We start from the raw sequence: 20,080 nt of genomic DNA, 5'->3' as shown, positions 1-20,080 counted from the left end.
ATTCTATTGAGCTTCACAAAGAATTGGCATCAGAAGCAAACTATACCCAAAAAATCAAAACTGCTTAATAGTAGGTGGGATAAACCCTTGCCGTTAAGCTCCGCTTATCGTAAACCAAAAGACGATTCACGTCTTCGCAATATCCAGATTTTGAAACCAGATTTTGAAACCAGATTTTGAAATCTAAAATCCAAAATACTGTAAATAAAGACGTTCCACCGGAACGTCTCTACTAAAATTCTAAATATCTGTCTCGCTCAACTCGCGAGTCAAATGGTCAAAAGGCTCATCAATAAAGCTAGTATTGGCAATTCCAGCCGCCGCAGCTTGTTCTTTGACAATATCCTTCATAATTTGGATACCACGAACCGTAGGACCAATAGGAACGCTCAACGAATTATAAGTTTCGCGCAACCCTTGCAATACCCGCTCGTTGAGAACATCCATATTCCCAGCAACCAGCGCATAGCTCGCATAACGCAAATAGTAATCCATATCGCGCAAACAAGCCGCATAACGACGAGTTGTATAGGAATTACCACCTGGACGAATCAATTCGGGTAGTTCGTCAAACAAAGCCAAACTAGCTTGCTTGACAATTGCCGCAGCATTCCCATTAACTACTGCTGCTGCCTGTATCCTCGCAGTACCACTTTCAAAATATGATTTGAGGTTGTCTATGGCAGTGCGATCGAAATAACGTCCAGCAACGTCATAATTCTTAATTAAACTTGTAATAGCATCCCGCATTCCTTTTATCTCCCAATCAATCCTTGTTTATGGTTTGATATTGATTGTGCTGCCTGTTATGCAATAAATGCATAGACAGCCTCCTATGTTACCTGTGTGCCTCTAGAATATTTTTAAACTATATTTCAGGTGACACAGAAAACATTCTTCTAATAAAGGATTCTAAGCCAAAGTTGTACCCGTTAAATCTACTTTGTAGTTTTGTATAGTTATAACTGAGTAAAGGTTACACTAACCTTTAAAAACTAAGTTCTGTATTAAAAGGCACAAAAATATCGACTTCCTATGAATACGATATTCCAGGTATGTCGGAATTTAGTTTGACCAACAGGGTTCACAATGCATTGAGCAATAATACGCTCAACGATATGAATTGAAGTAACAATTTCCAATACAGAGAAATTGTAGATTGAAATAAGGAGTAACCATGACAACCCCCAAAGAAGTCTTAAAGCTGATTCAAGACCAAAAAATTCAGATGATCGATCTGAAATTCATTGACATGTTGGGAACCTGGCAGCATTTAACTATGTTCCAGAACCAAATCGACGAAAGCAGCTTTACCGAGGGTGTACCTTTTGATGGTTCCAGCATTCGGGGTTGGAAAGGAATCGAAGCTTCGGATATGACAATGGTTCTCGATCCAAACACTGCTTGGATTGACCCCTTCATGGCAGAGCCAACACTGAGTATCGTTTGTAGTATTGCCGAACCTCGTACTGGTGAACCCTACGATCGCTGTCCCCGTTCTATTGCTCAACGGGCTGTAGATTACGTAATTTCCAGTGGTGTTGGCGATACAGTCTTTTTCGGTCCCGAAGCAGAATTCTTTATTTTCGACGATGTTCGTTTCGACCAAAATGCTAGCTCTGGCTACTACTACGTTGATTCCATCGAAGCTAAGTGGAACTCTGGTAGAAGTGAAGCTGGTGGTAACTTAGGCTACAAGCCCCGCTTTAAGGAAGGATATTTCCCCGTCCCACCTACGGATACTTTCCAGGACATGCGGACAGAAATGTTGTTGACAATGGCAAAATTGGGTGTACCCATTGAAAAGCACCACCACGAAGTCGCAACTGGGGGACAATGCGAACTCGGTTTCAAATTTGGTAAGTTGATTGAAGCTGCGGATTGGTTGATGATTTACAAGTATGTCATCAAAAACGTAGCTAAGAAATACGGCAGAACTGTCACCTTTATGCCTAAACCCGTATTTGGTGATAACGGTTCAGGTATGCACTGCCACCAATCTATCTGGAAAGATGGTCAACCCTTGTTTGCAGGGGATAAATACGCTGGGTTGAGTGATATGGCTCTCCATTACATCGGTGGTATTCTCAAACATGCTCCTGCACTTTTGGCAATTACCAACCCCACTACCAATTCCTATAAGCGCTTGGTTCCGGGTTATGAAGCTCCGGTAAACTTGGCTTATTCCCAAGGTAATCGTTCCGCTTCGATTCGGATTCCTCTTTCGGGTACTAACCCCAAAGCAAAACGCTTGGAATTCCGTTGTCCTGATGCTACTTCTAACCCATACTTGGCATTTGCGGCAATGCTTTGTGCTGGTTTAGATGGTATCAAGAACAAAATCGATCCAGGTGAACCTTTGGATAAGAATATCTATGAACTTTCCCCAGAAGAACTGGCAAAGGTTCCTTCGACTCCTGGTTCTTTGGATGCAGCTTTGGAAGCTTTGGAAAAAGACCATTCTTTCTTGACTGCTGGGGGAATATTCAGCGAAGACTTTATCCAAAACTGGATTGCTTATAAGTTGGATAATGAGGTTAATCCGATGCGTTTGCGTCCCCATCCCCACGAGTTCGCTCTCTACTATGATTGTTAGGGATTTGGCTTTTGCCTAATTATTTGACTTAATTTTTAGACGTGAGTATAGTACTTTTCGTTTGGATGCAGGGCAAACAACCGTTTGAATGCAATACAAGTCAGGGCAAACAACCGTTTGCCCCTACAGTATTTTCGATCGCTATGTAGATTAGCTACTCATTAAATTGGGTGGCTTTTTTGTTTGTTGTTTTTGCTTGTTAGATAAGACGTTCCACCGGAACGTCTCTACGATGGATAATTAAGCGATCGCAATACCGCAACATTTGAATTAAATACTTAAATGCGATCGCACGCCATCCGCTTGTTGGGGTCTATCTTACCTTGAACTGGATTCCAATATTCTGATACTTCCCCAGAGAATCCAATCTCTTCCCCAGCACGTTCTAACATGGATTGCTGGCGATTTTTAGCGAGGTGATGGTGACGCTGCATCAATGCACGAGCTTTTTCTTGGGTAGACATAACCAAATTCCTCTCTCTTAATTTTTTACTTTAGGCTTTCTCTCTAACAAATAGTATCCTATATATTTCTGTAACGGTTGTTACATAATGATACTTTTTTATAAAACTTTACAATCAGAGCGATTCTGAGCAATACTCTAAATACTTTTAGTTTTTTTGTACCATATGCGCGATAAACCAACGGTTCACTTACGCGATCGCCGTTTTCAATCAACTTTGGTGGTTTTACTCGTTTGGGTAATTATCAGTTTACTGCAATGGTTCCAGATGCACTGGTTGGTTGTGTGGTTAGCTGGGGTATTAGCATTACAAAGTCTACGTATGTTGCTGGCAAAAGCCAGAAATTTCGGGATTTTAGAGAATGGGGATTTACCAAAGGTATCGGTTTTAGTGCCAGCGAAAAATGAAAGTGCAGTTTTATCGAGTTTAGTTGCTAATTTATTTGCACTAGATTATTCATTTCCTTTGGATATTTGGATTATTGATGATGGTAGTACGGATACAACCCCAGAAATTTTAGAGCAATTACAAAATCAATTTCCCCGTTTGCAAGTACATCAACGTTTATCGAAAGGGGGAAAATCGGGAGCATTAAATGCGGTTTTACCTTTTATTGAGGGTGAAATTATCCTGATTTGCGATGCTGATGCCCAGTTATCTGAGGATTTTTTACGGAAGACAATACCTTTATTTAATCGAGAAAATACCAGAAAAAATATTGGTGCAGTTCAAGCAGGAAAAACAATTAGTAATAGGGATAGCAACTTTTTAACCCAGTGTCAGCAAATGGAAATGAACTGCGATCGCATTTTGCAAACCCAGCGAATTGCCGCAGGAGGAATGGCTGAATTGCGGGGAAATGGCATGTTGGTAAGACGGGATTTATTGGCAGAATTTCATGGTTGGAATGAAGACACTTTAACAGATGATTTGGATTTAACTTTCCAGCTTTATTTAGCAAGTACGGAAATTGCCTTTGTGACCACAACAGAGGTTAAAGAAGAAGGGGTAAAAACCTGGAAAGAACTTTGGTATCAGCGTTGTCGTTGGGCAGAAGGTGGTTTTCAACGCTATCTTGACTATTTTCCCCAAATTTACACTTTGGGTTGGGTAAAGGAGATTGATTTAATATTATTTTTTCTTTTACAATTTCTCCTCCCAATTGGGTTAATTCCCGACTTATTATGGACAATTTTTTATAGTCATAAATCTGTACTTTTTCCATTACAAAGTCTATTGGGATTAATTCTAACTGTTGCCTTTATGAGTGGAATTTATCAATTTCAAAACTTACGGGGAACTAGATTAATCTGGGCAACTATCCAAGGCTCATTTTACATGTTGCACTGGATTCCAGTAATGATTTTTAGTATTTATAAATTATGCATTCAACGTCAAAAATTACATTGGCATAAAAGCGAACATTCTGGAGTTAGGAGTTAGCAATTAAGAGTTAGGAATTAGGAATTAGGAATTAAGAATTAAGAATTAAGCATTAAGCATTAGAAATAAAAGAAGGTTATATATTTCTCTCTTCCTTGGCGAACTCGGCGTACTTGGCGGTTTAAATTCTTAGTATTATATTTTATATATTGAACAACTAGTAAAATAATTTACATTTTATTTAAAAAATCAAACCGGATTATTATATATGTTAGATTTACTAATTAAAAATGGTTTAGTATTCGATGGGCTAGGTTCCAAATGCGATCGCATGGATATTGGCATCGAAAATGGGAAAATTGTGTCAATATCACCATCTTTATCAGTCGATGCTCGCGAAATAGTCGATGCTTCAGGATTGTGGGTAACACCAGGATTTATTGATATTCACACCCACTACGATTTAGAATTAGAAATTGCACCAGGATTGAGCGAATCTGTACGTCATGGTGTCACCACAGTTGTAATTGGGAATTGCAGCTTATCAGTGGCAATTGGTTCCAATCAAATGCTGGCAGATATTTTTCAACGAGTCGAAACCCTTTCCCATAGCTTGATTGCAAAATGGTTAGAAAAATCTAACTCTTGGCAAACTCCCCACGAATACTTAGAGCATTTACGACAACTACCTTTAGGTGCAAACGTCGCTCCATTGTTTGGACATAGCGCATTACGTGCCCATGTAATGGGTTTAGAGCGTAGTCTAACATCTCAACCATCCCCGTCAGAACTCCGCACTATGCAAACAATAGCCACAGCAGCATTAGACGCAGGATTTTTGGGAATTTCCATCGATATGTTTCCCTGGCACATGATGAGTGGAAAATGGCAAGGTTACACAATTCCTTCCCAACACGCGAAATTTCGGGAATATGCAATGTTGGCAAATTTGTGTCGCGATCGCGATTTAGTTTTTCAAGTTACTCCCAATATTCAAAGACTTACATCTTTTTTAGAAATCCTGTGGATGGGTTTGGGAATTGGACGCAAAAAGCCTTTACGGGTAACGGTACTTTCAGCTTTAGATGTAGTCCATAATCGTAATCTGTGGAAGATTTTTTCACCATTATTATTTATTTGGAACCATATTCTTGGTGGTAACGTGCGGTTTCAAACCTTAACGGAACCCTTCACTATTTACTCGAATGGTTCGGTTACACCTTTATTTGAAGAATTTTCCACTGGAGTAATGCTAAATAGTTGTAAATCACGACAGGAAAGACAAGAATTATGGAAATCTGAAAATTTTTGTCATCAATTTAAACAGCAATGGTTAAATCGGAAAAATAGGTCATTTCATCGTCAATTAGAATTAATAGAAATCGCCAGTTGTCCCGAAAAAAACTGGCAAGGATTAACCTTTGCTGAAGTCGCAAACCAACAACAACGGGAACCAATTGACTTATTTATCGAAGCACTGAAAACCTACGATACAGACTTACGCTGGGTAGCAACAGGAGCAAACGATCGCATCAAACCACGTTTAGCAATGATGGCACATCCTGAGATTTTACCAGGCTTTACTGACGCTGGAGCGCATGTACGGAATCTTGCTTATTACGATGGTGCATTATCCTTACTTAAACAGGCAATTTCCACCAAATTCATGACTCCAGAAAAGGCAATTCATCGTGTTACCGGAGAACCCGCACAATGGCTTCGTCTCGATACAGGAGTTATCAAAGTTGGTGCAAAAGCCGATTTAGTTTTACTTTCTCCCCTATCACTTCACCAACCCATTAGTCCACCTATCGAAATTTCTGACCCAATTTTAGATGGAGAACCTCGCATGGTAAAACGTGGTTCAGATGATATTATTCAGGCAGTTTATATTAATGGAGTTAGGGTGATAAATCGAGGTCAAGTTTGTCAATCTTTGGGAAAAGAACATTTAGGAACTGTCTTAATTCCTAGTTAATTAAATGTGAATTTTCTGAATAAAATATGACCTCTCTCCTTACCGTGTATACACAAGTATGATGTCTCTTCATATTCCAAAATATCTTGAATCCCCCCTAACCTTTTCAAGGGGGAAAAATATAAATAAAGTTCCTTCCCTAGAAGGAGAAATGCTTAAAATACCGAATTTTCCTTCTATCTTATCCCTCACAGGAAAGGGACGATTTTTGCACAGCAAAAGTCAGGGAGAGGTTCTATATTAGCCATATATATATTTAAATTCTATCGATGTCTATTTTAATAACTACTAAATATCCAAAAATGCACCTAACCAACCAAAATCCTAAAAATTCAATTAACAGCGAAATTCTAGACTATCCATTTACAGACTACTGGGATATCTTCATCATCAAACATCAACACCCAATTAATATTGCACTTCATATATTAGGAATATTATTTTTTTATAGCTTATTACTTACTAGCTGGATACTAAATAATCCTTGGTTACTCATAGCATTACCATTAACTCAAACCGTCGGTTTGCTTGGACATTTATTATTTGAGCGTAGCCATGTAGATATTCAAGACGCTGTATTCTCCCTCCGAGCTTCACGCTGCTTAGGCTTAATGCTACTTAGAACTTTACAGGGTAAATATCGCCAAGATATCCACCAAAGACTAGAAATATTACATCAATACCAAGCTCAAAAAGAAATGCACAATTAGACATTTATAACAACCCTCCTGAGATATATCCGCATTTCTACCGCCAGATTTCGCCGCTTCTCGCAATTTATTCGTTACAATTCTTTAAGTGCTGTAAAAAATGTTTGACAAAACCGTAATAATACTATGACTGTTGCCTATCCTCGGAAATTCCAAAATGCCTTAGGAGCCAGAGATGTTTTAAAACAGGTGGTGCGCGATCGCGAAATTCACTTGATTACCCTCAACCGCTACCGCTATAGTGAGCAGCGCAGTTGTAAGGATTTAACAGAGGTGATTGAGCAGTTAAATGGGAAATCACCAGAACTAATCAAGGATTTATCCCACCACATTGCCGATGAAGCTCGTCATGCGATGTGGTTAACTGATTTATTGGTAGATATCGGTAGCAGTGTCGCTACACCTCCCGGAGGTTCATATGTTAAGGAGTTTGAACGTCTTCTAGATAGCGAACTCCACGATGCTGATAAAGACCTCGATGATTATCTAATTTCGACTTTAGCAGCAATTAATGTCACTGAAAAACGTGGTTGCGAGTATTTCTCTGCTCATATCTACGCTCTCAAGCAAGCACCACAAACCGAAGAGAATATCCAAATTCGCGAAACAATCGAAAAAATTCTCCCAGAAGAAGCTGGACATGTTCGTTGGGGAAACCGTTGGTTAGCACAATTAGCAGCAAAGAATCCTGAAAATCGCCACAAGGTAGAGCAAGCGAAACAAAGATATTCTGCCATCGAACAAGCAGCATTTGAATCGGGAATGGATATTACCTTAGGTGCTGAATTGCGTCGAGTCAGTAACCTGTTAGATGTGGCAAATACCATGTCTATTTGGGAACGTTCTCAGTATTTAATGGAGCGTTTACCCCAAACTTTGCTTGCACCAGAGTTACAGTTTACCAGAATTGAGGCAGCACAAAAAGCTTGGCAACGCGATCCACAAGCTTTTGTAGAGAAATTTGTCCCTATGTTCATTAATGGTATTAAGGGGGTGGAAAAGAAAGATAAACAAAAGACTGTTTAACATCAATCGTGTAATTCCCTGACTTTCTAGGGATTTCCAGAAAATAAAACATCCCAATTATAGATTTATTCATCGTATCATTCGTGATTAAGGGCGGGGAAACCCCACCCCTACAATAATAATTTTGGTTGGGATAATTTATTTCTGGGTGTTCCCTAATCTTAAAAAAACAATAATAATTATTTAATACCAGTATTTACCCTATGGAAAAAGATGTATTTTTGGATGTATTTTTGATAGATATAATCTAGGAAATTCTATACGCTTCAGACATTGGGAAGTAGATCGCTGTTAATTTGATTTTCTCTTTTTAAAGTCCGAGGTAAATGTACCCCAAGGGTAACTATAATAATTCCCATATAAGCAGAAAGTCCCATCCATAAAAGGTGATTGCTGTGAAAATACCAACCAGCAAAAGCCAAGGGAACAAAACCGACTCCAAAGGCAATTAAAACAGCATTGCGGAGAATTGCACCTTCCTTCAACCCAATAAAATATCCTTCCAGCATAAATGCGATCGCAGTTAATCCTAAAAGCGGTAATAACCAGATTGTGTAGTCAATAATATTTTGATTAATTTCCCGATGATTGGTTAAAATTCCAAACACTACCCCAGGGAAAAACACAGATGTAAATGCGATCGCACTGGCAATCACTAAGCTTGTAAGCATAGAAACTACCAATAGTGGTATAAATTGCTCCTTGTTTCCCTTTGCCTTAAAGTTTCCCGTCAGAGTTTGAGTTGTTAAACCCACACCTTGGATGGTAAATTGACTGAACAAAGCAATTTGCAGCAACAAACCATTCTCAGCTAAGACATCTGTCCCCATTCCTGCACTCAGGTTCGTAAAAATAGAGTATGTAGTAATTAAAACTAAAAATCGAATAAGTATATTACTTTTCAAAACCACAGTATCTTTGAGAGCAACCCAATCAAAAAGTTGTGCGATCGCAGTTGGTAGCACTTTCCATTCCATACTAAAACAAGCCCAAATTAACCCCACTACCAACGCTAAATACTGACTAATAGCGGTAGCTAATCCGGCACCCATGCTTTCCCAACCCCACTTAACAATCATCAGGTAATCTAACCCCACATTAGAGCCATTCCCAACGAGAGACATCACCAACACAGCAGCATTCATTTCCCTACCCAAAAACCAACCAATCAAAACAAAGTTGATTAAGACAGCAGGGGCACCCCAAATTCGACCGTAAAAATAATTAGCCCCAGAAGCTTCAATCTCCGGGGAACCACTTAGAATAGTAAAACCAATTTTTTGTAAAGGATACTGTAACAGCAGAATCAGCAAACCAATAGCCAAAGCAATTAAAGCACTCCGCAACCCCGCTAAGAGAACAGCACTCGAGTCATCATAGCCAACAGCTTGTGCAGTAATCGCATTTGTACTAGAACGTAAAAACTTCAGAACACGGTACAAATAATCAAAAAGAATAGTAGCTAAAATAACCCCAGCTAAATGACGAATATCTGCCAAATGTCCCAAAAAAGCAATATCAACCAAACCAGCGAGGGGAACCATCATATTAGAAAGAACACTAACACTTGCCAGTCGGTAAAAACGCGGCAAAAAGTCGTATTGGGTTGGTAAAGCAAATTGCATAAATTACTTTGGCTGGAATTTATTTAATTAAGAATTCCTTGAGTGTACGTTACCAAAGAAAATTATAATGCGATCGCACATCACATTTGATAATTAGCATTAGCAACTAACCTGCCTTTATCTCTCCTTCCGCAGATTCCATTGCACTTGCCAACCTATTTGCACCAGCTTGAACAATTAAAGCAACCTGCGACAAAGGCATATTATTCATTTGCCTGAGAATAATCGTTAAATCCGAAGCTTCTTGTATGGGTTTACCTTCTAAATAAGAAAGTAATTCCTCCATCGTATAACCAGCGTGAACTGCAATTCGTGACAAGTTCTCAGTATCGGGAACTTTCACCCCCTTTTCCCACATTTGAACAGCAGTCGCAGAAACTCCCAAAAGCTTACAAAAAGCTCTCTGACTCATATCACCACGAGCCTGCTTGATAATTTCAATCAGTTTTTTTTTGCCTTCGTCATTCACTGCTACTGCGGCTACTCCACTGCGATCGAAGCTTTAGTGTCAATACTAATAAGTTTACTTTTTGGTTGACAGACTTGCCCAGTTTTTATATGATTACTTAAGCTAGCGTTTCGCTATCTAAAGGAAGCATTTCAACTTTTTTGCTGGTATTTAGGAAGGGTGTATCATGACTAGCAAGCTATTCAATCAGAAGCGGTACAAACTCCAAAGTTTAATATCATTGGGGAAAATCAACCCCAGAGTTTGGCGTTTGAGCGAAGAACAGATTCTCCAAGCTCTCAGAGCGAAAGGGTATGACGTACAAAAAATTAAGAAAATGAAATACCTCCAGCATCAAGTTTGTATTTCCTACTGGGATACAAAAGGTGGAGTATGCAGTGGATTTTTCAGTTACCGGATTTTTGAACGCTGGCAAAGTGCCGTCGAAAAGCTAGTTTATGCATGTAATAGTTTATATGAAATGCATTCCCTCAGCAAGTTAATCGAGTACGAGTTTACCCATTATCCCTATCCTGGGGAAATACAAGCAGCCATTAGCGAAACCATAGAAGCTTGCACTTGTCAACTAACAGAACTTGCTACCTACAAACGTAACTCCAATTTAATCGCAAGTTAACTTTAGTATCTCAAATCATAAAAAACAGCCTTTACCTATCGTAAACCAATCTTCCATTATTCTCCGCGCCTCCGCGTCTCTGCGCGACATAAAAAATATATATTTAATTTACTTAACACCTTCGCAATTGCGTCATCGTCACCACCATCTCATCAACAGCTTGCCGTAAAACCCTCGCAGGTTGTTCACTTTGATTAACAATAATGCTAAAAACCAACGGTTCATAATTTGGTGCATCCAAATATCCCGACAGCGAGACAACACCACCAACCGTACCCGTTTTTGCCACCACTATACCCTCAGCAGCAGTACCGCGAAATCTATTCTTCAACGTACCAGTTTTCCCCCCCACAGGCAAAGAAGCGCGAAAAACAGGAGCAGCAGCAGACTTTGACATCCCCCGCAAAACCTGCACCAATGCCTCAGGACTAATCAAATTTTTCCGCGACAAACCCGAACCATCAACAGTGAAATAACCCGTTTGATTAACCCCCAGTTGGGTTAAAGTCGTTTTCAACACCTCCAAACCCACAGATGTACTCGATTGTCCAGGCTTTCTTGGTTGCTTCACTGCCATCACATTTAATACCGACTCCGCAAACAAATTATTACTATCAATATTAGTAATTTTCACCAACTCAGAGAGCGGTGGTGATTGGATAGCAGCAACTTCATTTTGAGTACTTCCACCTGTCGCTACTGCCGTTTCTTGCAAACTTATACCTTCTTTTCTCAGTGCTACACGCAAACGACGCAAGAAAAAATAATTTGGGTCAACCACAGGCAAAGTCACAGAAAATGGACTCGCACTAGCTGCCAGTTGTCCCTGAATTTTGAGGACATTTCCCGATAAATCGCGGGCAACAGCAAGTTCAGTTTTGGAATTATTAGCTGCGGTTGTAGATAGATTCAGAATTTTCCAAATACCCGCTTCATTGCCATCAACCCAAGAAACCTGTAAAGGTTTACCAACAGCTTGCGGTACAAGTCGAATTGTAAACAGATTCTCATTCACCATAAAACTACCCACAGGTGCGCCATAATCAGATTGGACATCCTCCCACTGCCAGCTTGGTTGGACAACATCAGCTTGAACGTAGCTATCATCAGCGATGAGTTTTTTGATTTGGGTAATACCTTTAGCTTTGAGTTGCTTTGTTAATCTAGTCAATTGAGCATCGGTAATACTCGGATCACCCCTACCCACAACACGTAATACCCCAGGTTCTTGCTGATAAATAGATGTACGAATGCGAAAATTAGCACCTAATTGCTGTAATGCGGCTGCGGTGGTGAGTAACTTAGTATTAGAAGCAGGAATAAAATACTTATTTGCATCACGGGTATAAAGAGTTTGTCCCGAACTTAAGCTTTGCACCAAAATTCCCCAACGCACACGGGTAAAAGTTGCTTGGTTTGCGATCGCATCTAAATTACTCCCCAGTTGTGCAGGGCAAATACTTTTATTTGCTTGAGTTGGTGCTATTGGTGTTTGTGCAGTTACTGTTTGGGGAATAAAACCGAATTGAGCGCTGATAAAAACTAACAGAAAGCTGATACGAATATATTGGGACATAATTTATCGATAGAGTTAAAAAAAATACCTAATGATTCGAGAAGTTAATTATACGGATTTTAGCGCCAACGGATACCGCAGACGCTTCTAGCAAATTTATTGTTTCTTAGAGAAGAAATAATTAAAACATCCCTACTGAATGTATTTATCACAAAAAATGCACTTGTGTACATTCCCTTGCATATATTATTTGTTGTGAAATACCCTCAAATTCTCCGCGCCTCTGCGCCTCCGCGTGAGAAAATATATCATATTCCCTTGCGGCTTGCGATCGCGTAGCGGTTCTTTTAGAACATCGCATGATTTTTAAGAACCGATTAACAGCCAATTCTCCAAGGTGAGTCCTTCTACCCGCAGCAAATCAGAATCATGAGACACCAAAATTAAACCACGTATAATTGCAGTTGCTGCTATCAATACATCTGCATCTTGTATTGGTGTACCTTTAATCTTTAAATCGGCATGTATTTTACAAGCTTGTTCAATAATTTCGATATCATCTATAAATAAAATAGGGTATTTACTAACAAAAGCATCAAATTCAGCTAGTTGCCTTGTTGCATTGACATACAAAAGTCCTCTTTTCACCTCATAGTAAGTAATACAACTAATAAACACATTTTGTCCTAAGCGACGGGCTTCACGTAGTTTACTTTCTATAGTTGTATTTCTTCTTTTTAAAATGTAGCTAACAATGTTTGTATCTAATAGATAAGCCACCCTTTTTATCTTCCCTCTACTGCTTCATCAAACATTTTAAGCTGTTCGGGTGTTAAATCATTTAATGTCCCTGAAACTGCATCTAAAACTAAAAGACTATCAATTCTTTGGGTCAAATCTTCATCTTTAATTGCTCTCATTTCTTCAGGATTAAATTGACCAAATAATTCTACCAACATTTCGAGCATTTCCATTTTCTTTAATCTCACCATATATAAACTATTGCTTTTAAATAACCTTTCAATAATTGGTGAGATACGGTCAATAAGTTCTTGGTTATAGTTAGATACTTCTTGCATGACTTATACTCCTTGCCTTCAATATCGAATACTAACCATATTTTACATGGTAACTTGAAATTTTATAGTAATTATCGTAGCGACACTTTTGATGCTCAATTTCAATTTCTGATAAGCGATCGCACAAAGTGATTGCCAAGGGCATCGCAAAACTACTACCACGGAGCATCGCTCCAATGAAACTATAATTTCGCTGTAGTGCGATCGCTAAAATCGTTAAAAGCTCAAATCGCCAAAATATAGTCCCAAATAAATTCCCAAGATATCTCGCTCATCAACAATAATATTTAAAAGTGTAATCCTTACTTTAGCCGCCAAATTTTGATGGTGAAGTCACCACTACCACTGGTAAGGGTTTTGCCATCTGGGCTGATAGCGAGAGAATCAACTGGGCTAGAATGCCCTGTGAGGGTACGGATTTCCTCTCCTGTTCCTAGATTCCACAGTTTGATAGTCTTGTCGGCACTACCACTGGCAAGGGTTTTGCCATCTGGGCTGATGGCGACGGAAATAACTCGGTTAGAATGATCTGTGAGAGTGCGGATTTCTTCTCCTGTTGTCAGATTCCACAGTTCGATGGTGTTGTCCCAACTACTACTGGCAAGGGTTTTGCCATCTGGACTAATAGCGAGGGAGCTAACCGAGTCAGAATGCCCGATGAGGGTGCGGATTTGCTCTCCGGTTGCCAGATTCCATAGTTCGATGGTGTTGTCATAACTACTAGTGGCAAGGATTTTGCCATCTGGACTAATAGCGAGGGAGTCAACCGACTCGGAATGCCCTGTGAGGGTGCGGATTTCTTCTCCAATTGCCAGATTCCACAGTTTGATGGTTTTGTCAGAACTACCACTAACAAGGGTTTTACCATCTGGGCTGATGGCGACGGAATGAATCCTATGAGAATGCCCTGTGAGAGTGCGGATTTCTTCTCCAGTTGCCAGATTCCACAGTTTAATGGTTTTGTCAGAACTACCACTGGCAAGGGTGTTGCCATCTGGGCTGATGGCGAGAGAATTAACTGGGCTAGAATGCCCTGTCAGAGTTCTTTTTAAGAAAACATCGCTATCTTTGCTAGCAATTATAGATATTGGATTAGTTGGAAATAAGCCATAACGAACATAGCCATATATTTGAGTTCCAACTAATGTAATCGCAGCACCCAGCAGCAATATTTTTCTGAAATTAAAATTTTGTTTAGATAGCTTTTTTAGAAATCCTTGTGGTGCTAATAATATTGATGCTCGTGACTGAGGAATTACCGTAGAAGCTAAAGGTAATACTGGGGTTGCAATTACTGGCTGGAAATTCAAATCTTGTAAAACTTCCCCAACCGACTGATAGCGCTGCTGATATTCTTCCTGCAACAATTTATCCAGAATTTGCCCCAATTCTTCACTCACTGCTTGCTGTAAATGCTGTCTCCAATTCCTAACCCACCCATAACCTTGACTTTTCCACAATTGCCAAGGATGAATTCCACTCAATAAATGAAAGCAAGTTGCACCCAAACTATATAAATCGCTGGCAGGATAAGCTTCTCCATCCTGCATCTGCTCCAACGGTGCATAACCAAAAGAACCGATTGTAGTTCCCTGTGCAGTCATTACCGTTTTTGTCAGTTGCTTGGATGCACCAAAGTCGATTAAAACAATCTTGCCATCTCCACGCTGAATAATATTCTCTGGCTTAATATCTCGATGAATAACTTTTTGTTGATGTACAACCTGGAGAATATTTAACAAATCCTGCAATAAATCCCGTATCTTTCCCTCGCTGAAAGTTCCTTGCTGTTGCAATTCCTTGAGTAAATTCTGCCCATCGATAAATTGCTGCACCAAATATAAACGGCTATCTTCTTGAAAATAAGCCAACAACGTGGGAATTTGTGGGTGTTCTCCTAACTGTTGTAGTCTTCTAGCTTCCTGTTCAAATAATTCTGTTGCTTTTTGCAGTGCTGCCGTTTCTTGAACTTGTGGAGCAAACTGCTTGATGACACACTTTTCGTTCAACTTGTCTGTATCTTCTGCCAAATAGGTTTTGCCAAATCCCCCACCACCCAAGGATTTAACCGGACGATAGCGATTTCTCAGTATTACTAAGGGAACATTGCAATTAGGGCAATATTTTTCACCATCAGGTACAGATGGATTATGGCAAGCTGGGTTAAGGCAACAGAGCATAACTGTATATTTACTGGCAGATGGAAGTATTATGAAGCATTTGCCAGAATTTTTCAGTAAGATTACTGTTTATTTTTATTTATGGATTACTTCGCTGTTATCAGCTATGTTGCTTTTATGACTGATTTTTTAGGGGTTACATCAAATATCTTTTGGGATTTGTTGCTCCTATATTGCTGTTTTTCTCGAAAATCGTCACTTAAAATTATTTGAGCGCTTATCAAGCCAACCAGTTTTCTAGCAGCAAATTGGGGATATTCTCAAAATCTTTGATGTTATTAGTCACCAAAATATCGTTACGCGATCGCGCAACTGCACCAATCAACGCATCAAGTTCCCCTGTTGGTTTACCAATTTTTCTGAGTTCGCTTTGAATCCTACCAAATTCAACAGCCGCATCTATGTCAAATGGTTCAACTGTTATCAGTTGGATAAACTGTGCCAAAGTTTCTAGATTCTTTTCAACTTGTTGTGAACAGTAAACACCTTTATAAAGCTCAGAAACAACGATTGTCGAAGTATAGCATTGAGCAAAGAAAAGGTTGAATTTTGCAACTGCTTTGGGATTATTATTAAGTAGTGCAATGCAAATATTAGTATCTAACAAGTACATTATTTCTTATCTTTATTTTCAATCGAATCGATAACTCTACCTCGATAAACATGGCGTTGTTCGTCAATTTCTGTAAAAATTTCGACCAGTTCAGGTTGGTTTTGCCACGCACCAAATAATTGATTGAGTTTAGAGAGTTTTTCATCATCACTTAAAGTTTGCGCTGTTTCAACTATTTGATTTGCCGAAATGACCACATCAACGATAATTTCCGTACCATCAGGAATATTATTGATTTGCTCTAATAGTTCAATTATTTGACCGCGTTTGATACCTTTAATTTTCATTTTATATATACTCCTTTATTAACCATATTAAGGTTACACAAAGCCTTCATCCAACCTACTAAATTTGGGTATTACACTGTCTAGTCTTCAAAGCGCAATTCCAAGATTTTGCCAAAATCAGACAGGTTGCGTGTTAACAACGTTGCATCATTAGCGATGGTAATTGAGGCAATTTTTAAATCCATCGTACCAAGTCGAGGATAAATTTTTCGGAGACGTTGAAATTCTAAGGCAGATTTTTTATCAAAGTCTACTATCGGAATATTCCGATAATTTTCTAAATGTTTTTGTAATTGGCTGTAGGGTTCTATTTGAGCTTCTATGGTTTGAGCTTTCGCTACATAGCTTAACCAACCGCGAGTTTGTTCTTCATAACTAATTATTGTTGCAGATATTTCGTTCGCTCCGAAGCTTGCCAATTTTGCGAATAAAGGGCTTGCGGCTTTTCCACCACGTTGGATAATACTCAAGTGGTCGGTATCAAGTAAATACATCCTAATCTTCGCATTGATTATCTAAATCTGGACGTAAAGATTCACGATATTCATGTCCTAATTTCATCGCTTCATCAAAAGTAGAGTTATTCGCAAAACTACCAGAGATTTTTTGCCACCAAGGGATAACCTTTGAAGATTCAGGTTCTAATTTGTATTTGAGTTGTGCGACTTCAGCCTCTAAAATTGCTACTCTGTCTTCTATTTGCATTGTTGATAACTTTCTAATGTTGATATAATTGGGTTTGTTTTTTGCGCTCACTTGTACCAGTTATTAGTTTATTTTTTTATTATTTCAGATAACCATTGCTCCGCTTCGTAATATGTAAAACCATGACAACCTAATTCGTCAAATTGTTTGCGATATTCAACATACATATCATAAGGATTAGAATCTATATCAATACTCCAATGAGGTTTATCTAAATCAGGTTTTTTACCTCCAGTAGTCCAGCAATAAATAACTGTTGGTAGTATCTGACTTTTCATAAAGCTAGAAATCTTTTTATTTTTAGCCATCATGATTATTTGGTTACAATCTACTTCTAATTATATGAGATTTAAATACATTCAAGTTGACTCTACATTAAAAAATAAAAAAGGGCAGACAAAATGCCCACCCCATAAGAAAAGATTTATTAAATCAAACTATTAGCAACTAACCCAATACTTTCTTAGCGGTTGCAACCACATTCTCAACACTAAAACCAAACTTCTCCAAACAAACTGCACCAGGAGCAGAAGCACCAAATCTATCGATGCTAACAGCCTCACCTTCAGTACCAATGTACTTGTGCCAGCCGAAGCTACTAGCAGCTTCCACCGATACACGCTTAGTAACAGCTTTTGGTAATACCGACTCTCTGTAAGCTGCATTTTGCTCATCAAACAAATCAGTGGAAGGCATGGAAACCACACGCACTTTCTTACCTTCTGCGGTGAGTTTCTCAGCTGCGGTAACACAAAGGTTGGTTTCCGAACCAGTACCAATCAAGATAATTTCGGGTGTACCTTGGCAATCAACCAATATATATCCACCTTTGGTGACACCTTCAATCGAGCTACCAGCCAAATTAGGAAGATTTTGACGGGAGAACGCCAGCAAGGTGGGGTTATTTGCTTTTGCATTTGCGATCGCAACTTTATAAGCACCGGAAGTTTCTGTCCCGTCAGCAGGACGAATGACGGTGAGGTTAGGAATTGCCCGCAATGAAGCGAGGGTTTCGATTGGTTGGTGGGTAGGACCATCTTCACCTTGTCCAATGGAATCGTGGGTCATTACCCAAATGGAACCAGCGAGGGACAATGCCGATAAGCGGATAGCTGCCCGCATGTAGTCGGTGAAAATCAAGAAGGTGGCACCGTAGGGAATTAATCCCGAATTGTGTAATGCCATCCCGTTACAAATAGCACCCATTGCATGTTCCCGTACACCGAAGTGGACGTTACGGTTTTGGTATTGTCCTTTTTGGAAGTCACCTTCACCCTTGATTTCGGTCAGGTTGGAGTGGGTTAAGTCAGCTGAACCACCAATTAATTCGGGGAGAACTGCTGCAAGTTTATTTAGGCAGGTTTCCGAGTGTTTACGGGTGGGTAATCCTTTGTCTTCAGGAGTATATGTAGGTAATACTTTGTCCCAACCATCGGGAAGTTTGCTGCTCAGTAAGCGTTCAAATTCCGCCGCTTCTTTGGCGTATTTAGCTTTATAACTAGCAAATACCTGATTCCATTCAGATTCTGCTTTTGCACCACGTTCAACAGCTTTCCGCATGTGGTTGAGAGCATCTGCGGGAACATCAAATGGTGCGTATTCCCATTTTAAGTTGCTGCGGGTGAGGGCTATTTCATCAGCACCTAAAGCAGCACCGTGAATACCTGCTGTATTTTGTTTGTTGGGGGAACCATAACCGATGGTGGTTGTCACCTTAATCATGGTGGGTTTGTCGGTGACAGCCTTTGCATCTGCGATCGCTTTTTCAATCGCTGCCAAGTCGTTGTTACCATCTTTCACATGGAGAACGTGCCAGCCATAGGCTTCAAACCGCTTAGAAACGTCTTCGGTAAAGGCTACATCTGTGGAACCATCGATGGAGATGTGGTTATCGTCGTAAAGAGCAATCAGTTTACCTAATCCCAAGTGTCCCGCAAAAGAAGCAGCTTCACCGGAAATACCTTCCATGTTGCAACCGTCACCCAAAATCACATAAGTATAGTGGTCAACGATTTTGGCATCAGGTTTGTTGTATTTAGCAGCAAGATGTGCTTCTGCCATTGCTAAACCAACTCCATTGGCAATACCTTGTCCCAAAGGTCCAGTGGTGACTTCCACACCTGCGGTAATGAAGTTTTCTGGGTGTCCAGGGGTGCTGGATTCCCACTGACGGAATTGCTTAATGTCCTCAATCGTCACGCTGTCGAAACCTGCTAAATAGAGCAGAGCATACTGCAACATCGAGCCGTGACCAGCAGACAAAACAAATCTGTCTCGATTGAACCACTGGGGATTTTTTGGGTTAACCCGCATGAATTTATCCCAGAGTACAAACGCCATTGGCGCAGCACCCATAGGCAATCCTGGATGTCCAGACTTTGCCTTTTCTACAGCATCAACTGCCAAAAAGCGAATCGAATTAATACAAAGTTGTTCAAGGGATTGGGTTGCAACAGCCATAATATGTTTGTTCTTAACGACGGGTTAGTACTCTTAACTAGATTTTATTGCCTAAAGAAATAATAATTTTCCTTAAACAATTATTGTCATCATCCCATTAGCGAATGTTGATGGACAAGCTGTAAATTTTGGGAATTTAGATTTTGGTTTTTATTTTAAGAGGGAATAAGCCCAAATATCCGTTGTCAAATCGACTCAGTTGAGAATTTGGGGAATTAGAATTTGGGCAGGCATATTTCCCAATGCCCAATGCCCAATGCCCAATGCCCAATGCCCAAATTAGACGTACTTTTTAAAGACTAGCGCCACATTGTGACCACCAAAACCAAAGGAATTAGATAATGCCACCTCAACTTTTAGTTCTCTGCTAACG

The 20,080-nt window shown here is 39.6% G+C and carries 23 protein-coding genes and 1 pseudogene; 7 read left to right on the top strand and 17 right to left on the bottom strand.

Annotated features, from left to right (window positions below; translation table 11 throughout):
* The coding region (locus tag CK510_RS32640) for a hypothetical protein (protein WP_211293137.1) at positions 1 to 180 on the top strand (180 nt) is incomplete at its 5' end.
* Positions 181 to 240: 60 nt separating this feature from the next.
* Here CK510_RS32640 and apcB read toward each other — a convergent pair.
* A complete protein-coding gene (gene apcB / locus CK510_RS09310; protein ID WP_095721440.1) occupies positions 241 to 750 on the bottom strand; it encodes an allophycocyanin subunit beta in 510 nt (169 codons plus the stop codon).
* Positions 751 to 1,177: 427 nt separating this feature from the next.
* Between apcB and glnA the strand changes: the two genes are divergently transcribed.
* Complete coding sequence (glnA, locus tag CK510_RS09305) at positions 1,178 to 2,596, top strand: type I glutamate--ammonia ligase (RefSeq protein ID WP_095721439.1); 1,419 nt, start codon at positions 1,178 to 1,180, stop codon at positions 2,594 to 2,596.
* 278 nt (positions 2,597 to 2,874) lie between these two features.
* On the opposite strand, the gene gifA is transcribed toward glnA, so the two are convergent.
* Positions 2,875 to 3,060 carry a glutamine synthetase inactivation factor IF7A gene (gene gifA / locus CK510_RS09300; RefSeq protein WP_095721438.1) on the bottom strand — a complete coding sequence of 62 codons (186 nt, stop codon included), beginning with the start codon at positions 3,058 to 3,060 and terminating at the stop codon, positions 2,875 to 2,877.
* Between the two features lie 165 nt (positions 3,061 to 3,225).
* Between gifA and CK510_RS09295 the strand changes: the two genes are divergently transcribed.
* The 4 genes from CK510_RS09295 to CK510_RS09280 all read left to right on the top strand — a co-directional run bounded on the left by CK510_RS09295 (position 3,226) and on the right by CK510_RS09280 (position 8,157).
* Positions 3,226 to 4,503, top strand: a complete 1,278-nt coding sequence (locus CK510_RS09295; protein WP_095721437.1) for a glycosyltransferase family 2 protein — start codon at positions 3,226 to 3,228, stop codon at positions 4,501 to 4,503.
* 208 nt (positions 4,504 to 4,711) lie between these two features.
* Positions 4,712 to 6,421 carry an N-acyl-D-amino-acid deacylase family protein gene (locus CK510_RS09290; protein ID WP_095721436.1) on the top strand — a complete coding sequence of 570 codons (1,710 nt, stop codon included), beginning with the start codon at positions 4,712 to 4,714 and terminating at the stop codon, positions 6,419 to 6,421.
* A 269-nt stretch (positions 6,422 to 6,690) separates the two neighbouring features.
* Positions 6,691 to 7,131 carry an Mpo1-like protein gene (locus CK510_RS09285; protein WP_245911984.1) on the top strand — a complete coding sequence of 147 codons (441 nt, stop codon included), beginning with the start codon at positions 6,691 to 6,693 and terminating at the stop codon, positions 7,129 to 7,131.
* 126 nt (positions 7,132 to 7,257) lie between these two features.
* A complete protein-coding gene (locus tag CK510_RS09280) occupies positions 7,258 to 8,157 on the top strand; it encodes a ferritin-like domain-containing protein (protein WP_095721434.1) in 900 nt (299 codons plus the stop codon).
* 266 nt (positions 8,158 to 8,423) lie between these two features.
* On the opposite strand, the gene gntT is transcribed toward CK510_RS09280, so the two are convergent.
* Both gntT and CK510_RS09270 read right to left on the bottom strand, forming a co-directional pair.
* Positions 8,424 to 9,782 (bottom strand): guanitoxin biosynthesis MATE family efflux transporter GntT, encoded by a 1,359-nt coding sequence (gntT, locus tag CK510_RS09275; protein WP_095721433.1) that lies wholly within the window; start codon positions 9,780 to 9,782, stop codon positions 8,424 to 8,426.
* Between the two features lie 106 nt (positions 9,783 to 9,888).
* A complete protein-coding gene (locus CK510_RS09270) occupies positions 9,889 to 10,251 on the bottom strand; it encodes a helix-turn-helix domain-containing protein (protein ID WP_095721432.1) in 363 nt (120 codons plus the stop codon).
* Between the two features lie 166 nt (positions 10,252 to 10,417).
* On the opposite strand from CK510_RS09270, the gene CK510_RS09265 reads away from it, so the two are divergent.
* The gene (locus CK510_RS09265; RefSeq protein ID WP_211293136.1) at positions 10,418 to 10,867 is read left to right on the top strand and encodes a hypothetical protein; all 450 of its coding nucleotides are present in this window, start codon (positions 10,418 to 10,420) and stop codon (positions 10,865 to 10,867) included.
* 112 nt (positions 10,868 to 10,979) lie between these two features.
* Here the strand turns inward: CK510_RS09265 and dacB are convergent, their stop codons facing one another.
* The 13 genes and pseudogenes from dacB to CK510_RS34590 all read right to left on the bottom strand — a co-directional run.
* Positions 10,980 to 12,443: a D-alanyl-D-alanine carboxypeptidase/D-alanyl-D-alanine endopeptidase gene (gene dacB / locus CK510_RS09260; RefSeq protein WP_095721431.1), complete on the bottom strand. Its 1,464-nt coding sequence runs from the start codon at positions 12,441 to 12,443 to the stop codon at positions 10,980 to 10,982.
* A 148-nt stretch (positions 12,444 to 12,591) separates the two neighbouring features.
* Positions 12,592 to 12,744, bottom strand: coding sequence for a hypothetical protein (locus CK510_RS32635; protein WP_211293135.1), 153 nt, complete (start codon positions 12,742 to 12,744; stop codon positions 12,592 to 12,594).
* A gap of 5 nt (positions 12,745 to 12,749) precedes the next feature.
* Entirely contained in the window at positions 12,750 to 13,163 is a 414-nt protein-coding gene (locus CK510_RS09255) for a type II toxin-antitoxin system VapC family toxin (RefSeq protein ID WP_095721430.1), read from the bottom strand.
* Positions 13,164 to 13,168: 5 nt separating this feature from the next.
* The gene (locus tag CK510_RS09250) at positions 13,169 to 13,462 is read right to left on the bottom strand and encodes a hypothetical protein (protein WP_095721429.1); all 294 of its coding nucleotides are present in this window, start codon (positions 13,460 to 13,462) and stop codon (positions 13,169 to 13,171) included.
* Positions 13,463 to 13,493: 31 nt separating this feature from the next.
* Positions 13,494 to 13,631: a hypothetical protein gene (locus CK510_RS31630; protein WP_158224867.1), complete on the bottom strand. Its 138-nt coding sequence runs from the start codon at positions 13,629 to 13,631 to the stop codon at positions 13,494 to 13,496.
* Between the two features lie 133 nt (positions 13,632 to 13,764).
* A complete protein-coding gene (locus CK510_RS09245) occupies positions 13,765 to 15,642 on the bottom strand; it encodes a serine/threonine-protein kinase (protein ID WP_095721428.1) in 1,878 nt (625 codons plus the stop codon).
* Between the two features lie 220 nt (positions 15,643 to 15,862).
* Complete coding sequence (locus CK510_RS09240; protein ID WP_095721427.1) at positions 15,863 to 16,255, bottom strand: type II toxin-antitoxin system VapC family toxin; 393 nt, start codon at positions 16,253 to 16,255, stop codon at positions 15,863 to 15,865.
* Complete coding sequence (locus CK510_RS09235) at positions 16,255 to 16,542, bottom strand: hypothetical protein (protein WP_095721426.1); 288 nt, start codon at positions 16,540 to 16,542, stop codon at positions 16,255 to 16,257. The genes CK510_RS09240 and CK510_RS09235 overlap by 1 nt, the downstream gene beginning before the upstream one ends.
* 80 nt (positions 16,543 to 16,622) lie before the next feature.
* Positions 16,623 to 17,036 (bottom strand): type II toxin-antitoxin system VapC family toxin, encoded by a 414-nt coding sequence (locus tag CK510_RS09230; RefSeq protein ID WP_095721425.1) that lies wholly within the window; start codon positions 17,034 to 17,036, stop codon positions 16,623 to 16,625.
* A gap of 1 nt (position 17,037) precedes the next feature.
* Complete coding sequence (locus CK510_RS09225) at positions 17,038 to 17,247, bottom strand: hypothetical protein (RefSeq protein ID WP_095721441.1); 210 nt, start codon at positions 17,245 to 17,247, stop codon at positions 17,038 to 17,040.
* A 68-nt stretch (positions 17,248 to 17,315) separates the two neighbouring features.
* Positions 17,316 to 17,558: a hypothetical protein gene (locus tag CK510_RS09220; RefSeq protein ID WP_143289253.1), complete on the bottom strand. Its 243-nt coding sequence runs from the start codon at positions 17,556 to 17,558 to the stop codon at positions 17,316 to 17,318.
* 136 nt (positions 17,559 to 17,694) lie between these two features.
* Positions 17,695 to 19,707: a transketolase gene (tkt, locus tag CK510_RS09215; protein WP_095721423.1), complete on the bottom strand. Its 2,013-nt coding sequence runs from the start codon at positions 19,705 to 19,707 to the stop codon at positions 17,695 to 17,697.
* 279 nt (positions 19,708 to 19,986) lie between these two features.
* A pseudogene (locus tag CK510_RS34590) lies at positions 19,987 to 20,080 on the bottom strand (3-oxoacyl-ACP synthase); the annotation flags it as partial.

It is taken from the genome of Brunnivagina elsteri CCALA 953 (genome assembly GCF_002289455.1).
In the GTDB taxonomy this organism is placed as follows: Bacteria; Cyanobacteriota; Cyanobacteriia; order Cyanobacteriales; family Nostocaceae; genus Brunnivagina; species Brunnivagina elsteri.
The sequence above is the reverse complement of the archived record's forward strand: the minus strand, read 5'-3'. Positions and strand labels throughout refer to the sequence as shown.

Excerpts from the sequence above, each read along its gene's own strand:
- apcB (WP_095721440.1), bottom strand. The coding sequence starts at position 750 with ATGCGGGATGCTATTACAAGTTTAATTAAGAATTATGACGTTGCTGGA.
- glnA (WP_095721439.1), top strand. The coding sequence starts at position 1,178 with ATGACAACCCCCAAAGAAGTCTTAAAGCTGATTCAAGACCAAAAAATT.
- gifA (WP_095721438.1), bottom strand. The coding sequence starts at position 3,060 with ATGTCTACCCAAGAAAAAGCTCGTGCATTGATGCAGCGTCACCATCAC.
- CK510_RS09295 (WP_095721437.1), top strand. The coding sequence starts at position 3,226 with ATGCGCGATAAACCAACGGTTCACTTACGCGATCGCCGTTTTCAATCA.
- CK510_RS09290 (WP_095721436.1), top strand. The coding sequence starts at position 4,712 with ATGTTAGATTTACTAATTAAAAATGGTTTAGTATTCGATGGGCTAGGT.
- CK510_RS09285 (WP_245911984.1), top strand. The coding sequence starts at position 6,691 with ATGTCTATTTTAATAACTACTAAATATCCAAAAATGCACCTAACCAAC.
- CK510_RS09280 (WP_095721434.1), top strand. The coding sequence starts at position 7,258 with ATGACTGTTGCCTATCCTCGGAAATTCCAAAATGCCTTAGGAGCCAGA.
- gntT (WP_095721433.1), bottom strand. The coding sequence starts at position 9,782 with ATGCAATTTGCTTTACCAACCCAATACGACTTTTTGCCGCGTTTTTAC.
- CK510_RS09265 (WP_211293136.1), top strand. The coding sequence starts at position 10,418 with ATGACTAGCAAGCTATTCAATCAGAAGCGGTACAAACTCCAAAGTTTA.
- dacB (WP_095721431.1), bottom strand. The coding sequence starts at position 12,443 with ATGTCCCAATATATTCGTATCAGCTTTCTGTTAGTTTTTATCAGCGCT.
- CK510_RS32635 (WP_211293135.1), bottom strand. The coding sequence starts at position 12,744 with ATGCGATGTTCTAAAAGAACCGCTACGCGATCGCAAGCCGCAAGGGAA.
- CK510_RS09250 (WP_095721429.1), bottom strand. The coding sequence starts at position 13,462 with ATGCAAGAAGTATCTAACTATAACCAAGAACTTATTGACCGTATCTCA.
- CK510_RS31630 (WP_158224867.1), bottom strand. The coding sequence starts at position 13,631 with ATGCTCCGTGGTAGTAGTTTTGCGATGCCCTTGGCAATCACTTTGTGC.
- CK510_RS09245 (WP_095721428.1), bottom strand. The coding sequence starts at position 15,642 with ATGCTCTGTTGCCTTAACCCAGCTTGCCATAATCCATCTGTACCTGAT.
- CK510_RS09240 (WP_095721427.1), bottom strand. The coding sequence starts at position 16,255 with ATGTACTTGTTAGATACTAATATTTGCATTGCACTACTTAATAATAAT.
- CK510_RS09235 (WP_095721426.1), bottom strand. The coding sequence starts at position 16,542 with ATGAAAATTAAAGGTATCAAACGCGGTCAAATAATTGAACTATTAGAG.
- CK510_RS09230 (WP_095721425.1), bottom strand. The coding sequence starts at position 17,036 with ATGTATTTACTTGATACCGACCACTTGAGTATTATCCAACGTGGTGGA.
- CK510_RS09225 (WP_095721441.1), bottom strand. The coding sequence starts at position 17,247 with ATGCAAATAGAAGACAGAGTAGCAATTTTAGAGGCTGAAGTCGCACAA.
- CK510_RS09220 (WP_143289253.1), bottom strand. The coding sequence starts at position 17,558 with ATGATGGCTAAAAATAAAAAGATTTCTAGCTTTATGAAAAGTCAGATA.
- tkt (WP_095721423.1), bottom strand. The coding sequence starts at position 19,707 with ATGGCTGTTGCAACCCAATCCCTTGAACAACTTTGTATTAATTCGATT.